Raw genomic sequence first — 18628 nt, 5'->3', positions numbered from 1 at the left:
GATCACTGAGCCTGTCGACGGCCCGTCGATCGCGTGCCCCTGGTGCCGGGACGCCTGGTCAGATCGGTGGTGCGCGCGGGATCTCCGCGCGGGGACATGGTGCGCACGCTCGTGCCCGGCCCGACGGTCGGATCCGAGCGCATCCGCTCGATCAGCTGACGCTCGGCGTCGGCATCGCCGGAGTCGGCAGCGACGATCAACGCGGACAGTTCATCGGCGAGTCGGGCCTCAGCTGTGGTGACGCCGTCCGGTGAGCTCATTCCCGGCCACGTGTCCCAGACCAGCAACTCGTGCCCCGCTCGGAACGCCGCATCGTAGAAGACCGCCCCCTGCATGTACCAAGCACCGCCGACGCCGACACCCGGACCGGCACCGTAGGTCCGTGGATCGATCGTCCCGGCCCGGTATGCCAACCAGCACTCGGCCGCGGTGGTGAAGGGTGCGTCGGGACCGTGCGGGATGTCCTGAGGAGTGGTCAACCGTTCCATCGGCTCGCCGACTTCCGGATCGAAACGCAACCAGCGCATCTCCTCCGACAGCCAGATCTCCACGATCACATGGTCGGCGCCGTAGTCCTGGTGGAAGTAGTGCGCGAAGCCGTACCGGAGCCTTGCCGGCACGCCGTGCTGACGCAGCACGGCGACGCTGAACAGGGAGTGATCGCGACAGCAGCCCTGGACCTTGGAGATCGGATCGCGCTCGACGTCCAGCGGTTGCGGATGCCGCTGTTGATCAAGATCGAGGATCGCTGCGATCCACCGGGCATCGATGTCGTCCCTGGTCTCCTCGGGTAACTTCAGGCCTGAAGCCCGATAGTGGATGATCAGGTTCCGAGCCACGGCGGACAGCTTTTCGATCTGCGCAGGCACGGCCAGCAGGAGGTCGGCATACGGACCGGGATCGGAATACGCGGTGTGCACCGCCCACTGTCTCGGGTCGTACCCGTTCGGCGACGATACGTCGGATCGCCGACCTGGCAGGTTCTGCGCTTCGGTCATGAAGCGAGTCCAGCACGTCGCGCACCGTCGCGGTCAAGCTCGGCAGCGCATCATTCCGGCCGACCGCCGGAATGGCGACGTACGGAGGGGGCCCGTCTACCCTTCGCCGGCTGAGCCCGGTCGTCCGGTGGTCCCGCCGGACCTGGTCGATCTTCGACAGGCTCCGAACCACTTACAACCAACTGACCCTTACAACCAGCTGACCCCTTACAACCAACTGACGTGGGGTGCCAGCAGGGCGTAGCCGACGAAGGCGGCGATGTCGAGCAGGGTGTGGGCGATCACCAACGGCATCACCCGCTTCCACTTCAGATAGATCAGCCCGAAGATCACGCCCATGATCAGGTTGCCGGTGAAGCCGCCGAAGCCCTGATAGAGGTGATAGCTGCCGCGGACCAACGCACTGACGATGATGATCACCGGCCAGACCAGTTGCTGGCCGCGCCAGGTCAACTGTCGAAGCCGGGTGTAGAGGAAGCCGAGCATGATCACCTCCTCCACGACGGCGTTCTCAGCGGCCGACAGGATCAGCACCGGAACCGTCCACCAGTTGTCGCCGAGGCCGGAAGCCTGCACCTGGGTGTTCAGCCCGAGCGCCCGGGCGCCGAGGTAGAGGCCGAGGCCGGGGATCCCGATGCAGAGTGCGGTCAGGGTGCCCAGACCGAGATCGAAGCCGGGACGGCGCAGGTCGAAGCCGATCACCTGGCCGGGGCGGCGGATCCCGGCCGGATTGTGCAGCCAGAGCAGATAGAGCGCGAGCAGCACCGGCACCAACGGGAAGGCGATGTTGACGACCTGGTAGGACAGATCGAGCCAAGGCCGGTCCGGGGTGACCGACGAGTTCAGCGACGACGACTGTTCGTTCAGGGCCTTCTGCTGGGTCAGCCGATCGGCGATGCTGAGGATCGAATAGATCGCCGACTGCCCGAGCGAGAGCCCGAGCACGATCAGCACCTCGGCCCGGATCCAACCCGCTGATCTCGTCCCCGCGGCATCCGGCGCCGTCGTCGCATCGCTCACCCGACCATCTTCCGCCCCCACGGTTCCCGCGCAAGTTCGAGGCTGCCGCGGAGTCTGTGGAACGCGCGGGAACCTCGAAGGTGCGCGGGAACGGGGAATCGGTGTCCAGTCGGTGGCGGCGATGCGGCCCCAGGCGGGTCGGGCTTCTATGCTCGGGGCATGCGTATTGGAGTATTCGGTGCGACCGGTCAGGTCGGCGGCGTGATGCGCCACCTCCTGGACGAGCGCGGTTTCGACGTGTCCGAGATTCGCTACTTCGCCTCTGCGCGGTCGGCGGGGAAGACGTTGCCATGGAAGGACGGTGAGATCACCGTCGAGGATTCCGAGACTGCCGATTTCAGCGGTCTGGACATCGCACTGTTCTCCAACGGCAAGTACGCCTCCAAGGCGCTGGCGCCGAAGGTCGCCGCCGCCGGTGCGGTCGTGATCGACAACTCCTCGGCCTGGCGGATGGATCCCGACGTCCCGCTGGTCGTGTCCGAGGTCAATCCCGAGGATGCGGTCAATCCGCCGAAGGGGATCATCGCCAACCCCAACTGCACCACGATGGCCGCGATGCCGGTGCTGGCGCCGCTGCACCAGGCCGCCGGCCTCAACCGGCTGATGATCGCCACCTATCAGGCCGTCTCGGGCTCGGGTGGTGTCGGTGTCGACGAACTCGACGGTCAGGCCCAGGCAGTCACCGGCGACGCAGCCAAGCTCGCCTTCGATGGCTCCGCGGTCAACTACCCGGAGCCGAACGTCTACGCCAAGCCGATCGCGTTCAACGTGCTGGCACTTGCCGGTTCGATCGTCGACGACGGCACGCTGGAGACCGACGAGGAACAGAAGCTCCGCAACGAGTCCCGCAAGATCCTGCACCTGCCGGACCTGCTGGTCGCCGGGACCTGCGTCCGGGTTCCGGTCTACACCGGGCATTCGTTGGCCATCCATGCCGAGTTCGACAACGATCTCAGCCCCGAGCAGGCGACCGCGCTGCTCGGTGAGGCGGCCGGCGTCGAGCTCAGCGACGTCCCGACCCCGCTGGAGGCAGCCGGCAAGGATCCGGCGTTCGTCGGTCGGATCCGTGCCGATCAGTCCGCACCCGCGGGCAAGGGGTTGGTGCTGTTCGTGAGCAACGACAATCTGCGCAAGGGTGCGGCGCTGAACGCGGTCCAGATCGCCGAGCAGATCGCGACCCGGATCGCCGGACCGGCGGGATCGTTCGGACGTCCCGAGGAACTGGTCGCCCCGTGAGCCAACGGCCGGTCCGGCTGGCGATCATCGGCGCCGGTGTGATGGGCGAGACGGTGTTCTCCGGGCTGCTTCGGGCCGGCTGGGACGCCGCCGACATCGTCGCCACCGTCCGGCGGCCCGAACGCGGCGACGAGTTGGCACAGCGCTACGGCATCCGGGTGCTGGGTAACACCGAGGCCGCGGCGGCTGCCGCGACCGTGCTGGTCGCGGTCAAACCGCAGGACATCACCGCCGTGCTGGACCAGATCGGACCGGCGCTGCGGCCGGGTGCCCTGGTGGCCTCGCTGGCCGCCGGTGTGGCGACCGACGTGATCGAGGCACACCTGCCGTCCGGTACGCCGGTCGTCCGGGTGATGCCGAACACCCCGGCCCAGGTCGACGAGGGGATGGCGACGCTGTCCGGTGGCAAGCACACCGAGTCCGACCAGGTCGAACAGGTCGCCAAGCTGTTGTCGGCGACCGGCGAGGTTGTGATCGTCCCGGAGAAGTATCAGGACGCCGTCACCGCGATCTCCGGCACCGGCCCGGCGTACCTGTTCCTGGTGGTCGAGGCGATGATCGAGGCCGGCGTCCACCTCGGGCTGCCGCGGCACACCGCTACCGAGTTGGCGGTGCAGACCATGTACGGCTCGGCCAAGCTGCTGAAGGAGACCGGCGATCATCCGACCGTGCTGCGTGAGCGGGTGACCTCGCCCGGCGGCACCACCGCGGCCGCCATTCGGGTGCTCGAGGACCACAAGGTCCGCGCCGCCTTCCTCGGTGCGATGGAAGCCGCCCGGGACCGCAGTCGTGCGCTGGCCGAAGCCGCCCGTGACGAGGCCGGACAGAACGGGGCCGACGAGGCTCCGGGAAGGAACGCCCCCGCATGAGTGCCGATGCGGCGCCCACCCGGTCGGCTGAGGCCAGGCTGATCCTGTCCGATCTGCTCACCCGCTACGACTTCGGCGCGCTGCATCCGATGGCCCCCGGCCGGGTGAAGAGTGCGGTCACGCTGGCCAAGGCGCTCGGCGTCCTGGAGCACCTGCAGGTGGTCGAACCGCCGGCGCCGAGCGACGCGCTGATCCGCCGGGTGCACACCGACGACTACATCGACGCCGTACGGGCCGGCGAGCCCGATCCGATCCACGGACTGGGCACCACCGACAATCCGGTGTTCCCACGGATGCACGAGGTGAGTTCCCAGGTCGCGGCGGCCAGTGTCGAGGCGGCTCGGTCGGTCTGGCAGGGCGAGGTCCGGCGGGCGGTCAACATCGCCGGCGGCTGGCATCACGCGATGCCCTCGGCGGCCAGCGGCTTCTGCATCTACAACGATCTGGCGATCGCGATCGACTGGTTGCTGCAGCAGGGCTGCGAACGGATCGCCTACGTCGACGTCGACGTTCACCACGGCGACGGCGTCCAGACGATCTTCTACAACGATCCGCGGGTGCTGACGATCAGCCTGCATGAAACGCCGGTCCGACTGTTCCCCGGGACCGGATACCCGCACGAGACCGGCGGACCGGCGGCGGTCGGCAGTGCGGTCAATGTGGCGTTGCCCTCGGGGACCGACGACCGGGGTTGGCTGCGGGCGTTCGACGCGGTGGTGCCGGAGGCGTTGGCAGCGTTCAAGCCGACCATCCTGATCAGTCAGCACGGCTGCGACTCACACCGGCACGATCCGCTGGCCGATCTGCGGCTGAGCGTTGACGGCCAGCGGGCGTCGTACCTGGAGATCGCGCGACTGGCCGACGAACTGACCGACGGGCGCTGGGTGGCAGCCGGGGGCGGCGGCTACGCCCTCGTCGACGTCGTACCGCGGGCCTGGGCGCACCTGTTGGGCATCATTTCCGGTCGGCCGATCCCGCCCCAGACGCAGATCCCACAGAGCTGGCGCGATCAGCAGGGCGCGGACGCACCGGAGAGCATGACCGACGGCAGTCCGATCGACTTCGCTCCGATGAGCGAGGGCTTCGATCCCGCGAGCCGGTTGGATCAGGCGATCCTGGCCACCCGGCGGGCCGTGTTCCCCGAGCTCGGCCTGGATCCCGAATTCTGACCGGATCCCGAACTCTGACCGGATCCCGAATTCTGCCCGGATCCTGAACTCTGCGCGGCTGGTTCAGCGGGCGCTGAAGGTGAGGCAGTCGGCGACGTCACCGGCAGGACCGATCTCGACGCTTTCGGCCGAACACTCCAACGAGGAGTTGTGGACGCAGTCAGTGCGGTGACAGGCGCCGACGTGGCCGGTCTCGGCGCCGCCGCCCTTGTGGCCGTCGGCGAAGTAGGTGCCGCAGGCCGAGGTCTCCTCGATCACGGTGATCGCGCCGGCGTGGCAGTCGTGGTCGTGGTTGTAGGAGCAGCCCTCGACGCTGCAGGTATTGACGATCGGCAGGCTCATCGTGGTCATCGTCGCCTCCAGTTGGGTTCCTCGGATGTGGCCCCAGTGATCCTTCGATGTGGCGCAGGTCACTCAGTCACTGTCCACGATGCACCCGGAACCCGTCGCCGTCCAGCCAGGTGAGGCTGGCCTTAACGTCCGATCAGGGTGCTCGTCACCCCCGGCGCAGGGAAAGTGTCAGGCATTGGTCAAGCTCTGTTCGCGGCGTGTCGGCGGAATTTCGACGCCGCGGCTTTCCCAATTGCCCCGTTTGCCACTAGTCTCACAGCAGATGCGCGCACGACGCTGGAGGGGAAGCCAGCCACGACGCGGATCGGAAACGGTGTGCTCTGATGACCAATCAGCCTGACTCGCCGGGCGTGACCCCGATCGACGGGACGCTCTCCGGCGTGAAGTTCCTGACCGTCGCCGAGGTGGCGTCGGTGATGCGCGTGTCGAAGATGTCGGTTTACCGGATGATCCACTCCGGGGAACTCGAGGCGGCCAGGTTCGGCCGAAGCTTCCGAGTGCCCGAGAAGGCCGTCCACGACTATCTCCGCGGCTCCTACTTCGAGACCGGGTAGGCCTCAACGGCTTCCCAGCTCTGACAGCACACCTCGGCTGACGACCGCAAACGTGCCAGGCCCGCCCTCGCGCGAGATAGCTCCGCGCGCGCTGGAGATCGTCCTGACGCCACCGCAACGTGCGCGGCTGCGTACGGTGCTCGATCTGCCGGACCTGTCCGCGGTCGAACTGACCGGGGAGGGCTGGCATCGCTTCGCGATCCTGGCACCGGATTGCGTCGTGTTGTTGCCGCGCAGCCACCGGTGGGTGCCCGGGCTCGAGCGGGAGGCGGCGGCCCTGCCGCTGTTGGAGCAGTACGGCATTGCCGCCCCGCGGCTGATCGCCCGGCTCGACGACGAGGAACTCTGGCCCTACCCGGTCAGCGTCATCTCCCGCGGTCCTTGGCGGACCTGGGCAGCAGTCCAGGATCGTGCCGACCGCGAACGCTGGCAGCAGATGTTGGCCGAACTCGCCGAACTGATCGCCGGCTGTCACCGCATTGACGTCGCCGCCGTGCCGGAGACACTGCGGTCGTCACCACCGGCCAGCCCCGATCCGCTGGAACGCACGCTGTGGCATGTGGAGGACTACCTCCGCCCTGGGGTGTTGGAGGAACTCTGCAGGTCGCTGGCGGATGCGGCACTGCTTTCAGCCCACCGGGCAGGGGTCTGGATGAAGATCATGTCGCCGTGCCTGGACATGCCCTCGACCTTTGCGCATCGGGATCTGAACGAGGGCCAGATCATGATCAACTCCGACGGTGCCGTGGCCGGCCTGATCGACTGGGAGAGTGCCGGTGTCCAGCATCCGCTGAGCGACCTCGACTTCGGTGGCTGGGGTCCGGGCGTCTGGCAGCACGAACCGGAGATGTCCGTGCTGCGCAAGGGATTCTGGCGCCACTACGTTCGTGCGCGCGGAGGTGATCTTCCCGACTGGCTGCCGGTCCAGCTCTTCATGACGATCATCGGTGCGCCACCACCGGAGGGCCACACCACAGCCTGGACCGAGCAGCGCCGGGACCGTACGATCGCCAACCTGCGGGCCGTCGACGCGATGATCTGAGCTGCCGACCCGCTCGGCGGTGGAAGGATGGCCAGGTGGACGATCACGAATCGGCCGCGGACGGCGAGCCGGTCACACCGCCGCTGGCAGACGCTCTGCGTGTGATCATCGCGCTGCGGGAGCATGGCCTCGAACCGGCGGTCGGTGGCTCGGGACTGCTGCTCGGCCTGGGCCTCGTCCATGTCGCCCACGACTGGGATATCACCGTCGACGCTCCGGTCGCTCACGTGTTGGACGCGTTGACGATCGGTGGACTGGCCTATCGGGACGAGACCCTGACCGGCGGCGTCTACGCCTCCGATCGCAGACTCGTCCTCGACGGTCCGGTCGATCTGCTGGTGAACTTCGCCCTGCACGGACCGAACGGAGTGGAGCCGATGCCGTCGCGCGTGACGGCCCACTGGCGTGGGCTTCCGCTGGCCGACCCGACCGTCTGGGCCCGTGCCTACCGGATCATGGGGAGGATCGACAAGGCGATCCTGCTTGATGGGCACCGGTGACGGCGATCGGCCGATGGTCCGCTGCGGACCCGTCGCAGACACCTGTGTGGGCGGGTGCCACCCTGCTGCGAGAACCCACACCTCGGATCGCCACCGACATGATCATCTGCACTGTTGCCGCGGTGCAGGTCGCGGCGAGCTTCGCAAGCAAAGTTGCGATCAGCTTCGGCCCGGACGCGCCGCATTGGGGATGCTTTGACGAATCGGATCCGACGGTAGCGTCGGCTCCCGTGTCAGAACAGTGGAAGGTCACCAAGAACAAGCTGACGGGGGAGTCCCGTGCCTGGCATGCCGATCTGCTGGCCGAGGACGAGTACGGCACCTGGTTGTACGCACCCGCCGGCACGACGAACCGTGATCGGGCGGGGAGACCCGTCAGTCGGCTGGCCATGGACGGTGTCCAGCTCATTACCCGTGCTGCGTGGTGGACTGCCTGGTGGTGGCAGGACGGTGGCATCACAGTCGACATCGCTACTCCTGCGGAGCGTGCGGCGAACTCCGCTGACTATGTCGATCTTGAGCTCGATCTGTGGTCCAGGGGCAACGACTTCGGGTTGGTCGACCAGGACGAGTACGACGCCGCTCGGGATGCCGCGATGATCACCGACGAGCAAGATCACCACGCGCGGGCTGCGGCAACGGTCGTGTGTCGAATGCTGGCCGGGCACGACGAGCCGTTCGCCACCCTCGGTACGCAGTGGCTGCGATGGGCGCAGGCCACTGCCCGATAGGCGGTCGGCGATGCCGCGGTCCCGAAGGGCGGGATCCGCGCTCGCGAGGTGCTGCGTGTGTTGCCGAGTGTGATCAACTTCTCGAATGGATAACCAACGCTTCCGGGCTGCCGAACGCGCCGGCGCGGACTCGACGATGCGGTCCGACGACCTGGCCTATCTGCTGCACCGACCGGACGGCGGGTCCGAGCCGCTGCCGCTGGTGATCTTCCTGCATGGCGCCGGTGAACGCGGCGACGACCTTGAGCTGGTGGCGGTGCACGGCCCACCGCGGCAGGTCAGCCAGGGCCAGGAGCTGCCGTTCGTGATGGCGGCGCCGCAGTGCCCGGCCGACACCAGGTGGGAGGATCACCAGGAGTCGCTGTTCGGGCTGATCGACGAACTCGTCGCGACCCTGCCGATCGATCCCGACCGGGTCTGTCTGACCGGGCTCAGCATGGGCGGGAGCGGCACCTGGAGTCTTGCTGCTCGACAGCCCGGCAGGTTCGCCGCCATCGCGCCGATCTGCGGTCGGGGCGATCCTGCGACGGCCGATCGCCTGACCGGGCTGCCGATCTGGGCGTTCCACAACACCGACGATCCGATCGTGCCGATAGCCGGAACCACCGGCATCGTCGAGGCGATCGAGGCGGCCGGGGGTGACATCCGGGCGACGATCAACCCGGTCGGTGGCCACGATGCCTGGACCGCCGCCTATGACGATCGCTCGCTGTACGACTGGCTGCTCGATCATCGTCGTGCAGCTGTGGATGACGGCATCAACGCGGGCTGATCGCGTTCTCGCCTAGGCATGTCTTCCCTCGACCGCCGACCGGGGCAGCCGTGAGGCGGGACGACGATGCCATGATCATGTCGACTGCCCGGTATCGCGATCTTCGTCGGGACGATCATTTCTCGATGGGCTCAGAGCCTCCGACGACGGCTGCCGATCCGTCTTTTCCTCCTCGACACACCGGGGAAAGTCGGGAGGAATCGACGGGTCGGCGGGTTGGGGGTGGCTCAGGGGTGGGCCTGCAGGGCCTGCTGGTAGGTCGGCTCGCGACGCTTCAGGGCGGCGGTCACCCGGTAGGTGATCGGCATCACCAGGATCTCCACCAGGGTCTTCCAGGCGAATCCGATCACCGTGTAGTTGACGAAGTCCTGCCAGGTCGAGATGCCCAGCGCGCCGGCGGCGATGGCGCAGAAGATCAGCGTGTCGGCGAATTCGCCGACCACGGTGCTGCCGAGCAGCCGGGCCCAGAGCCGGCGTTCACCGGACCGGGCCTTCATCTTCACCAGCACCAACGAGTTCAGGAATTCGCCGACCAGATAGCCGGCCAGTCCGGCGGCCAGGAAGCGCGGTACGACGCCGGCGACGGCCTCGAAGGCCTGCTGACCCTCGTAGAAGTCGGCGGCCGGTAACTGGACGGTGATCCAGAAACACAGCGAGGCCAGCAGCAGCACGCCGAAGCCGGACAGGATCACCCTGCGCATCGCCTTGAAGCCGTACACCTCGCTGATCACGTCACCCAGCACGTAGGCGGCGGGGAAGAGGTAGAAGGCCCCGTCGGTGACCAGGCCGTGCATCGAGAACGGGCCGGCGGAAAAGTTCAGGAAGGGGAAGAGGACGACACCCTTGGTGCCGGTGATGTTGCTGATCAACATGACGCCGACGAAGCCGGCGACCAGGATCGGGAAATAGGGGCTGGAGAGCTGGGCGAAGGCCGGCGCAGCGGGACCGGTGGTCCGTCGATCGGATGCGGAGTCGTCCCGCTCGATCTGCTGCGTCGGCCGCCCAGAGAGGACAGGCTCGGTCATAGCCAGCAAGGGTAGGGAGCGAAGCCGTGCCGAGGCGAATCGCGAACTGTTCCGACGGCCCGATCCTGGCGGTACCGTGACGCCATGAGTTCACCTGCCGCAGAAGTCAGGGCCGAACCGTCGTACGCTGCCGGGCCGAGCGAGCCGGCCCTGCTGGACGAGACGATCGGCGCCAACCTGGAACGGACCGTCGCCCGGTTCGGCGACAACGACGCACTGGTGGAGTGTGCGACCGGACGCCGGTGGACCTACGCCGAGTTCGATGCCGCGGTCAACGAGGTGGCCCGCGGCCTGCTCGGTCTCGGCGTCGCCAAGGGCGACCGGCTCGGGATCTGGGCGCCGAACAGGGCCGAATGGACGCTGGTGCAATACGCCACCGCAAAGATCGGCGTGATCCTGGTCAACATCAACCCGTCCTACCGCAGCCACGAGCTCCGTTACGCGCTCAACCAGTCCGGCTGCTCGACGGTGATCAGTGCAGCCGGCTTCAAGGATGCCGACTATCGCGCGATGCTGACCGAGGTCGGCCCGGACTGCCCGGCGCTGTCCCGGATCATCTACCTCGGCGAGCAGACCTGGCAGGACCTGATCGCGGCAGGTGCCGACCAGCCGGAGACAGCGATCGCCGAAGCGCTGGCCGGGCTGACACCGGACGAACCGATCAACATCCAGTACACCTCCGGCACCACCGGCTACCCCAAGGGCGCCACGCTGAGCCATCGCAACATCCTGAACAACGGCTACCAGGTCACCGAGACCATCGGTTTCACCGACGCCGACCGACTGGTCATCCCGGTGCCCTTCTATCACTGCTTCGGCATGGTGATGGGCAACCTCGGCTGCACCACCCACGGCGCGACCATGATCATCCCGAGCGAGGGATTCGCGCCGGACGCGGCACTGTCGGCGGTCCAGGCCGAGCGGGCAACGGCGCTCTACGGCGTCCCGACGATGTTCATCGCCGAGCTTGATCATCCCGACTTCGCCGACTACGACCTGAGCACGCTGCGGACCGGGATCATGGCCGGCTCGAACTGCCCGATCGAGGTGATGAAGCGGTGCATGAACGACATGAGCATGCGGGAGGTGTCGATCGCGTACGGGATGACCGAGACCTCGCCGGTCTCGCTGCAGACGTTACGCGATGACGACGTCGAACGCCGCACCGCGACCGTCGGCCGGGTGCATTCCCATGTCGAGGTCAAGATCACCGACGCGACCGGCGCCACTGCACCCCGTGGCGAGCCGGGAGAGCTGTGCACCAAGGGTTATTCGGTGATGCTCGGCTACTGGAACGAACCGGAGAAGACGACCGCGGCGATCGACGCGGACGGCTGGATGCACACCGGTGATCTTGGTGTTATGCGTGCTGACGGCTACGTCAACATCGTCGGCCGGATCAAGGACATGGTGATCCGTGGCGGCGAGAACGTCTATCCGCGGGAGGTCGAGGAGTTCCTCTACACCCACCCCGACATCTCCGACGCCCAGGTCGTCGGCGTCCCCGATCCCAAGTACGGTGAAGAACTCTGCGTCTGGATCAAACTGCGCGCAGGTGCCGAGCCGATCGACGCCGACGCGCTGAAGTCCTTCTGCAGTGGCCAGCTCGCGCGGTACAAGATCCCCCGCTACGTGATCATCACCGATGACTTCCCGATGACGGTGACCGGCAAGATCAGGAAGGTGCAGATGCGCGAGGAGTCGATCAGTCGACTCGGCCTCCAGCCGGCGCCGGAGACAGCATGAACGGCGAGTCGCTCGATCCGGACGTCGCCGACTATCTCGATGATCATCGCGCGGCCGCCATGATCACCACCCGGCCGGACGGATCATCACACGCCGTCCGCTGCGGGATCGCGCTGGTCGACGGACGGCTGTGGTCGTCGGGAACCCGGCACCGCCGCCGGACGGCCCATCTTCGGCGGGATCCCCGGTGCACATTGTTCGTCTTCGGCGCTTCGGCCGACGATCAGTACAGCTACCTGACACTGGACACCACCGTCACCGTGCTGGACGGCGACGACGCCGCGGAGCAGAACTGGCAACTCTTCTCGATCATGCAAGCCGCGATGGATCCGCCGGCCGGCATGCTGTTCTGGAACGGGGCGCCGCTGGGACACGACGAGTTCCTGCAGGCGATGGTCCAGGAGCAGCGGCTGATCTACCAGTTCGACGTCGAACGCAGCTACGGCCTGTTCGGCAACGCGTTGAGGTAACGCTGCCGCAGTCGATCCTGGTAGGCCGGCGTGACCCAGCTCGCGGTCAGGTCGACCAACTGCACTGCGGCTGCCCAGGCGCGCACGACGGCCGGGACCTGTGGCTCGGCTGCGGCTGCTGCGTACCCGGCGACAAGGCCGTCGCCGAAGGTGATCATCGCGATCTGCTGCGCAGCGCCGATGTCGGGGTGTCCGCCGTCGCGGATCAGGTCGATGATCGACGCGGTCCGGGCCAGATCAGCCGACGCCGGGCCGAGTCGGGTGTTCGCCCAGTCCAGGACGACGATGTCGTCTCCGGCGAGCACCAGGTTCTCCGGATGGAAGTCCAGATGCAACAACCGATGATCATCCAGCCCGGCGAGCACCGGACGAAGGTCGGCGGCCCGCGGGCCGGACCAGTCGATCCAGTCCCGTTCGACCAGCACGTTCGGGAGGTTCGCGATCCGCAGCGTCCGGTCCACTTCCGCGGCCGTGATCCGATGCAGGGTGGCCAGGAGTTCTCCGCATCGGCGGCCCAGTCGTTCAGGGTCGGAGCCGGTCCACAACGCCTCGCTGACCAGCGGACCGCGCACCCACTCCATCGCCAGCACGGGGCGGTCGTCGAGCCGGTCCTGACCCACGATCCGCGGCGTCGGGACCCCGTGCGCCGCAGCCACCGCGTGGGCCGCCGACTCACGGTCGGCGAGCGCATCGTCTGCGCCGACCGGAAACAGCCGCAACACCAGATCACCGGCACCGGATCGGTCACGCCGCAGCCGCCAGAGTTCATTGCCGCCGAGCCCGGGCTTCAACGGGACCGGTCTACCGACATCGCCGATCCCCAACCGACGTGCGTGCCCGGTGACCTGTGCGGCTTCCATGACAGGATTGCAGCCGCTGCGCCGTCCCGGGTCAAGGGCGGCCGTGTATCTCGTACCGTCGACCGGCGGCCCGACGGGAGAGCGGACACCGACGATTCGCGCCCGAACCGCGCTGGCGGGTAACATCAGGGTCTTGTCCGGATAACGACGTCTCCTGATGACGTCCGGTTGCCCGGCGACACAGCTGCAAAATGCCAACAGAGCGTTGGTCCTGGGCCTGGGTCCGGGGGTATCGAGAGGTCCACACGTGGGTTCGGTCATCAAGAAGCGCCGCAAGCGGATGGCGAAGAAGAAGCATCGCAAGCTGCTGAAGCGCACGCGCATCCAGCGCCGCCGCGCCGGCAAGTAGTCGCCGGCAACCGGCCTGCTGCGCCGACGGCCATCGCGTCGTCCGGAGGGCAAGGTCCGGTGGGCTTCTCTCGGGTGATCGGCCTCGGGCCTGCTGTTCCACAGCTCGGCCGCGGTCTTGGCGCACCCGCTGTCGGCTGGAACGCTGCCGGGTAGCGCCCTCATCGCGCAGGTCTTTCGTCGATTCCCGTTCGCCGAGCGGACCATCGGTCGAATCGCTCCGAACCGTCCCGACGCGCTACCGTCGGGGCATGTCGCGGGTCGTGTTGGTGACCGGGGTCTCCCGGGATCTCGGTGCGCGCTTCGCCCGTACGCTGGCGGCGTCGCCCGACGTGGTCGTGATCGGGGTGGACGTCGTACCACCGCGTTTCGACATCGGCGAGGCCCGCTACGTCCGGGCCGACATCCGCAACGCCGCGATCAGTCGGGTGATCACCGCCGAGCAGGTCGACACCGTGGTCCATCTCGGGATGATCGCCACACCCAACGGTCCGGGCGGCCGCTCGGTGATGAAAGAGATCAACGTCATCGGCACCATGCAGTTGCTGGCCGCCTGCCAACGTGCCCCCTCGGTGCACCGACTGGTGGTGCAGTCCTCCGCCGCCGTGTACGGCGCCTCACCCCGTGACCCGGCCCGCTTCACCGAGGACATGAACGCCCGGGTCCAGCCACGATCGGGATTCGCCAAGGACGCCATCGAGATCGAGAGCTATGTCCGCGGCCTGGCCCGGCGTCGTTCCGACCTGGTCGTCAGCACCCTGCGACTGGCCAGTCGGCTTGGCGCCGGCGTCGATTCCTGGCTGACCCGCTACCTCACCCTGCCGGTGGTGCCGCGACCGATGGGCTACGACGCCAGGCTGCAGTTCCTGCACCCCACCGACGCCGTACGGGCTCTGCTCGCCGCAACCGAACGGGATCTGCCCGGCACCTTCAACGTCGCCGCCGACGACGTCGTCACACTCGGCCTGGTGCTGGCTGCCGTCGGCAATCCGGCGATGCCGCTGCCGGCCGGATGGGCGCCGAGTCTGAGCGGCATCGCTCGGCAGGCCCGGGCGGTCGACCTGACCGCCGATCAGATTGCTGCACTCACCTATGGTCGGGTGATGGACACGTCACGATTCCGCGCGGTCGGCTTCGAGCCGGAGATCAGCTCGCGGGCCGCACTGGACGAGTTCGCCGCTGCCGCGCGACCGGGGCCGCTGCATCGGACCCGGGTGTCGACGGTCCTGGATCGGGCCGCGGCCCTGGCCGGCCGGACCGTCGATCGGGTCGCGGCGTTGGCGGGGGAGCGGGGCAGTCGTGGGTAAGGCCGACGTGATCGCGCTGGATGATCATCGTCCCGACGACGAGGGCGGTCGCAACCAGCGGGCGGTGCCGCGCCGGGTCCGTGCTCGCACCACGTCGCAGCGACAGGACGGTCCGAGTGAGGAACAAGTGGCCGCCGAGAACGGTCGTCAGCGGGCAGCGTCCGTACCCGACGACTCGACCGTCGGCCAGGGCGGTCAAGGTCGTGGTCGGGGCTCCCAAGATCATCCCGATCATGATCGACGGGTTCATGATCATCCCGAAGATGATCAAGGAACCACGGCAGCGCCACCGAGTGATCAGCCGCCGGGAGCCGAACTGGGGCGGCTGCTGACCGAGCTGGCGACGGCCGGCCAACGGCTGCTGGCCGGGCTCGGTGAACTGCCCAACACCAGACTCCGCGAGCTGGCCGACGACCCACTGCGTACGGCGATCGACCTGGCTGGTCGGCTGGGCGTGGACTGGACGGCCAGCAGCGAGGAACTGACCGAATTCGTCCGGTCCCGGATGGCCGGTGACTACGCCGTCGACGAGTTCGGATTCGATCCCGAATTCACCACCACCGCCTGGCTGCCGGTGCTGCGGCAGCTGTCCCGTCGTTGGTTCCGGATCGAGGTCCGTGGCGCGGAGAACATTCCGGCCGACGGTGCCGCCCTGTTGGTGTCCAACCATGCCGGCGTGCTGCCGATCGACGCGATGATGCTGCAGTCGGTGATCTTCGACGAGTCCGAACGACACGCCCGCTGCCTGGGCGCGGATCTGATCTTCGGTACGCCGTACTCGGCGGATCTGGCACGCAAGATCGGCGCCACCCTGGCCTGTCAGGAGGATGCCGAACGGCTGCTCGAACGCGGCGATCTGGTGACCGTCTTCCCCGAAGGTTTCAAGGGGCTGGGCAAGCTCTACACCGAGCGTTACCAGCTGCAGCGATTCGGCCGGGGTGGATTCGTGTCGGCCGCGGTGCGGGCGCAGGTGCCGATCGTCCCGGTGTCGATCGTCGGTTCGGAGGAGATCTATCCGCAGGTCGCCCAGTTGCCGGCGCTGGCCAGGATGCTCGGGGTCCCGTACTTTCCGGTGACTCCGTTGTTCCCGTTGTTGGGGCTGATCGGGATGATTCCGTTGCCGTCGAAGTGGATCATCCAGTTCGGCGAGCAGATCGCCACCGACGAGTTGCCGACCGGTGCCGCCGATGATCCGATGGTCGTCTTCAACGTCACCGATCAGGTCCGGGAGACCATCCAGCAGTCGCTGTACGAGTTGCTCACCGACCGCGGCGGCATCTTCGGCTGAGGTCCGGCGGCGGGTGCAGGACGACGGCAGGTCAGCAGGTCAGACGCCGGCGTCGGTCAGCCCGTCGGACAGTAGATCGAAGGCGTGCTCGGCTGCGCGTCGGGCCTTCGGATACTGCGCGGTCGCGGTGCGGCCGGCGCTGAGTTGACGCCAGTTCTCCTCGGCCAGGGTCAGATAGCTGCCGATGATCTGGGTCGCCGCCAACCGGGCATCCAACTCCTCGACGCCGGCCTCGATCAGCGCATCCGACAGCTCCCGTTCACTGATCCGGGCGAACCGCAGCATATGCGCACCGAGACTCGGGGTACTGAAGATCATCTCTCGCAACCGCAGCGAGTCGGCATCGTCGTTCAGGCCGCTGAAGGGTTCCCGGATCTCGAGCTGATGCAGGGTGTGCCGGCGCAGCGCCGCCAACGGGGTCTCGTCGGCTGACCGGCCGCGGACGGCCCGGGCGAATTCGTCCAGATGGTCGGAGATCCGGTCGATCAGCAGATCTTCCTTGGACGGGAAGTACTTGAACAGCGTCGGCTTGGACACCTCGGCGGCCGCGGCGATGTCGGCGACCGAGACGGCCGCGAACCCGCGCTCGATGAAGAGCCGGATCGCGGCGTCGGAGATCGCCTGGCGGGTCCGTTGCTTCTTCAGCTCTCTCAGCCCGGTCGAAGTGTCCACCAGCTCATCCTAGACAAGTGTTGACTCAGGCAGTACGTTTACTGAGTAAAGTTTCTTAATCGGTTAGGAATTGATGTGGACGTGGCAATCATCGGTGCCGGCCCCACCGGGTTGGCGCTGGCCCTCGAGCTCGGTCGTGCAGGTGCCTCGGTGCTGGTCGTCGAAGCTGCAGCGGAACGGAATCGGCAGTCGCGAGCCAGCGGCATCCAGCCCCGTACAACGGAGGTCCTGCAGATGCGCGGACTGCTGTCGGCGATGCAGCCCTACGTCCGCAGTCGCGAGCAGATCGGTGGTCACTTCGCCGGGCTCCCCGTTCCGCTGGACACGACGCCGTTCGGCTCCCGTTTCCCGGTCCCGGTGAGCATCGGTCAGTACGACCTGGAGTGCGTTCTGGAGGCCGAGTTGGCCGCCTTCCCGCAGGTCGAGCTCTGGCGCGGTGCGGCGCTGACCGACCTGCAGCAACTCGACGACGGCGTGACCGGCGTCGTGCGAAGCACGGCGGAGACGCGGCAGATCCGGGCCGACTACCTGATCGGCGCCGACGGTGCGCACAGTCGGGTCCGGCGGCTCGCCGAGATCGGGTTTCCCGGTCGGGCCGGGCTGGTCGCGATGGCTGCCTGCGACATCAGGCTCAGCGGTGTCGAGGACGAGACGCCCGGACACTTCAGCCGCTACCTGCACCCTCATGCCGACGGCCTGGCCATCCTGAGCCCGCTCGGCAACGGCGTCCACCGGTTGCTGTTCGGCGGCAGTGAACAGCAGGGGCTGGACCGCAACACCCCGGTGGGCCGCGACGAGGTGCAACGCGCCCTGACCGCAGCTTGTGGACCCGACGTCGGTCTGGTCGAGATCCTCCACGCGTCCCGGTTCAGCGACGCGAGTCGGCAGGCCGAGACCTACCGGAAGGGTCGGGTGCTGCTGGCCGGCGATGCCGCGCACATCCATCTGCCGGCCGGCGGTCAGGGCATCAACCTCGGCATCCAGGACGCCATGAATCTCGGCTGGAAACTCGGTGCCGTGGTCGCCGGTCGGCTGCCGCAATCGGTGCTGGACAGCTACCACACCGAACGGCATCCGGTCGCCGAACGGGTGCTGGTCAACACCCGTGCCCAGGGCCTGCTGATGGGCGCCGACCATCCCGACCTCGGCGCGCTGCGGTCGGTGTTCACCGATCTGCTCCGGCTGCCCGACGCCAACCGCTACCTGTCCGGGATGGTCTCCGGTCTGGATACCCGCTACCCGATGCCGGGGACGGCGCATCCACTGCTCGGGCTGCGGATGCCGGATCTGCCGATCGCCGATGAGACCGCCGACGCCGGCCATCGGTCCGGCGCCGGTCGGCGGCACCTGTCGGATCTGCAGCATCGGGGCGACGGACTGCTGGTCGATCTGGGGGCGGGGCTGCCCGGTTGGGCAACCGAGGCGGTCCGGGACGTCCCCGGGGTGACGATCGCCACCGTGGCCGGCCCGGTGGACGACGACCTTCCCGGCCTGGCGCTGGTCCGCCCGGACGGACACGTCTGCGCGACCGACGCCGGCGGGCCGGACGAACTGGCTGCCGCCTTGCAACTCTGGTTCGGTGCGTCGATGCCGACCGACACCCGGCCTCGCTCCGCCTGCAACGAGCTCGTCCGGTGAGCCGCCCAGGGCCGGCGCACTCTGCGTCCGAT

At 67.8% G+C, this 18628-nt stretch carries 20 protein-coding genes; 14 read left to right on the top strand and 6 right to left on the bottom strand.

Annotated elements, in window-relative coordinates:
* Positions 1 to 2 precede the first annotated feature (2 nt).
* Positions 3 to 998 carry a transglutaminase-like domain-containing protein gene (locus BLU38_RS09845; protein ID WP_091523709.1) on the bottom strand — a complete coding sequence of 332 codons (996 nt, stop codon included), beginning with the start codon at positions 996 to 998 and terminating at the stop codon, positions 3 to 5.
* 207 nt (positions 999 to 1205) lie between these two features.
* Complete coding sequence (locus tag BLU38_RS09840; RefSeq protein WP_331715073.1) at positions 1206 to 2018, bottom strand: CPBP family intramembrane glutamic endopeptidase; 813 nt, start codon at positions 2016 to 2018, stop codon at positions 1206 to 1208.
* Positions 2019 to 2177: 159 nt separating this feature from the next.
* Between BLU38_RS09840 and BLU38_RS09835 the strand changes: the two genes are divergently transcribed.
* Genes BLU38_RS09835 through BLU38_RS09825 form a run of 3 tightly spaced genes read left to right on the top strand, consistent with a single transcriptional unit; the run spans position 2178 to position 5292 of the window.
* Positions 2178 to 3254, top strand: coding sequence for an aspartate-semialdehyde dehydrogenase (locus BLU38_RS09835; protein WP_091523704.1), 1077 nt, complete (start codon positions 2178 to 2180; stop codon positions 3252 to 3254).
* Positions 3251 to 4123 (top strand): pyrroline-5-carboxylate reductase, encoded by an 873-nt coding sequence (gene proC / locus BLU38_RS09830; protein WP_269458168.1) that lies wholly within the window; start codon positions 3251 to 3253, stop codon positions 4121 to 4123. Before BLU38_RS09835 ends, proC begins: the two co-directional genes overlap by 4 nt.
* The gene (locus BLU38_RS09825) at positions 4120 to 5292 is read left to right on the top strand and encodes an acetoin utilization protein AcuC (protein WP_091523700.1); all 1173 of its coding nucleotides are present in this window, start codon (positions 4120 to 4122) and stop codon (positions 5290 to 5292) included. Before proC ends, BLU38_RS09825 begins: the two co-directional genes overlap by 4 nt.
* 63 nt (positions 5293 to 5355) lie before the next feature.
* Here the strand turns inward: BLU38_RS09825 and BLU38_RS09820 are convergent, their stop codons facing one another.
* Positions 5356 to 5643, bottom strand: coding sequence for a DUF1540 domain-containing protein (locus BLU38_RS09820; RefSeq protein WP_091532206.1), 288 nt, complete (start codon positions 5641 to 5643; stop codon positions 5356 to 5358).
* Positions 5644 to 5966: 323 nt separating this feature from the next.
* Between BLU38_RS09820 and BLU38_RS09815 the strand changes: the two genes are divergently transcribed.
* The 5 genes from BLU38_RS09815 (at position 5967) to BLU38_RS09795 (ending at position 9242) form a co-directional block, all read left to right on the top strand.
* The gene (locus tag BLU38_RS09815; protein ID WP_091523697.1) at positions 5967 to 6197 is read left to right on the top strand and encodes a helix-turn-helix domain-containing protein; all 231 of its coding nucleotides are present in this window, start codon (positions 5967 to 5969) and stop codon (positions 6195 to 6197) included.
* A gap of 52 nt (positions 6198 to 6249) precedes the next feature.
* Positions 6250 to 7239: a phosphotransferase family protein gene (locus tag BLU38_RS09810; protein WP_157683344.1), complete on the top strand. Its 990-nt coding sequence runs from the start codon at positions 6250 to 6252 to the stop codon at positions 7237 to 7239.
* A 35-nt stretch (positions 7240 to 7274) separates the two neighbouring features.
* The gene (locus tag BLU38_RS09805; RefSeq protein ID WP_091523690.1) at positions 7275 to 7739 is read left to right on the top strand and encodes a hypothetical protein; all 465 of its coding nucleotides are present in this window, start codon (positions 7275 to 7277) and stop codon (positions 7737 to 7739) included.
* Positions 7740 to 7969: 230 nt separating this feature from the next.
* Positions 7970 to 8470: a DUF402 domain-containing protein gene (locus tag BLU38_RS09800; RefSeq protein ID WP_157683343.1), complete on the top strand. Its 501-nt coding sequence runs from the start codon at positions 7970 to 7972 to the stop codon at positions 8468 to 8470.
* Between the two features lie 85 nt (positions 8471 to 8555).
* Positions 8556 to 9242, top strand: a complete 687-nt coding sequence (locus tag BLU38_RS09795; RefSeq protein ID WP_197680058.1) for a carboxylesterase family protein — start codon at positions 8556 to 8558, stop codon at positions 9240 to 9242.
* 227 nt (positions 9243 to 9469) lie between these two features.
* Here the strand turns inward: BLU38_RS09795 and BLU38_RS09790 are convergent, their stop codons facing one another.
* The gene (locus tag BLU38_RS09790; RefSeq protein ID WP_091523684.1) at positions 9470 to 10267 is read right to left on the bottom strand and encodes a queuosine precursor transporter; all 798 of its coding nucleotides are present in this window, start codon (positions 10265 to 10267) and stop codon (positions 9470 to 9472) included.
* A gap of 84 nt (positions 10268 to 10351) precedes the next feature.
* On the opposite strand from BLU38_RS09790, the gene BLU38_RS09785 reads away from it, so the two are divergent.
* Both BLU38_RS09785 and BLU38_RS09780 read left to right on the top strand, forming a co-directional pair.
* The gene (locus BLU38_RS09785) at positions 10352 to 12013 is read left to right on the top strand and encodes an AMP-binding protein (RefSeq protein ID WP_091523680.1); all 1662 of its coding nucleotides are present in this window, start codon (positions 10352 to 10354) and stop codon (positions 12011 to 12013) included.
* Positions 12010 to 12483, top strand: a complete 474-nt coding sequence (locus BLU38_RS09780) for a pyridoxamine 5'-phosphate oxidase family protein (RefSeq protein ID WP_091523677.1) — start codon at positions 12010 to 12012, stop codon at positions 12481 to 12483. The genes BLU38_RS09785 and BLU38_RS09780 overlap by 4 nt, the downstream gene beginning before the upstream one ends.
* On the opposite strand, the gene BLU38_RS30835 is transcribed toward BLU38_RS09780, so the two are convergent.
* A complete protein-coding gene (locus BLU38_RS30835) occupies positions 12453 to 13343 on the bottom strand; it encodes a phosphotransferase family protein (protein WP_157683342.1) in 891 nt (296 codons plus the stop codon). The two genes, BLU38_RS09780 and BLU38_RS30835, sit on opposite strands and share 31 nt — an antisense overlap.
* 247 nt (positions 13344 to 13590) lie before the next feature.
* Here BLU38_RS30835 and BLU38_RS30830 point away from each other — a divergent pair, with 247 nt between their 5' ends.
* The 3 genes from BLU38_RS30830 to BLU38_RS31640 all read left to right on the top strand — a co-directional run bounded on the left by BLU38_RS30830 (position 13591) and on the right by BLU38_RS31640 (position 16286).
* On the top strand, positions 13591 to 13692 hold the full coding sequence (locus BLU38_RS30830; RefSeq protein ID WP_042842924.1) for a 30S ribosomal protein bS22: 102 nt from the start codon (positions 13591 to 13593) through the stop codon (positions 13690 to 13692).
* 250 nt (positions 13693 to 13942) lie between these two features.
* The gene (locus tag BLU38_RS09770) at positions 13943 to 14998 is read left to right on the top strand and encodes an NAD-dependent epimerase/dehydratase family protein (protein ID WP_091523668.1); all 1056 of its coding nucleotides are present in this window, start codon (positions 13943 to 13945) and stop codon (positions 14996 to 14998) included.
* Entirely contained in the window at positions 14991 to 16286 is a 1296-nt protein-coding gene (locus BLU38_RS31640) for a lysophospholipid acyltransferase family protein (protein ID WP_231920257.1), read from the top strand. The genes BLU38_RS09770 and BLU38_RS31640 overlap by 8 nt, the downstream gene beginning before the upstream one ends.
* A 39-nt stretch (positions 16287 to 16325) precedes the next feature.
* Here the strand turns inward: BLU38_RS31640 and BLU38_RS09760 are convergent, their stop codons facing one another.
* Complete coding sequence (locus BLU38_RS09760; protein ID WP_091523664.1) at positions 16326 to 16958, bottom strand: TetR/AcrR family transcriptional regulator; 633 nt, start codon at positions 16956 to 16958, stop codon at positions 16326 to 16328.
* Positions 16959 to 17033: 75 nt separating this feature from the next.
* Here BLU38_RS09760 and BLU38_RS09755 point away from each other — a divergent pair, with 75 nt between their 5' ends.
* Positions 17034 to 18596 (top strand): FAD-dependent oxidoreductase, encoded by a 1563-nt coding sequence (locus BLU38_RS09755; RefSeq protein ID WP_197680057.1) that lies wholly within the window; start codon positions 17034 to 17036, stop codon positions 18594 to 18596.
* Positions 18597 to 18628: the final 32 nt, after the last annotated feature.

This window comes from Microlunatus soli, from assembly GCF_900105385.1.
Lineage (GTDB): Bacteria > Actinomycetota > Actinomycetes > Propionibacteriales > Propionibacteriaceae > Microlunatus > Microlunatus soli.
The sequence above is the reverse complement of the archived record's forward strand: the minus strand, read 5'-3'. Positions and strand labels throughout refer to the sequence as shown.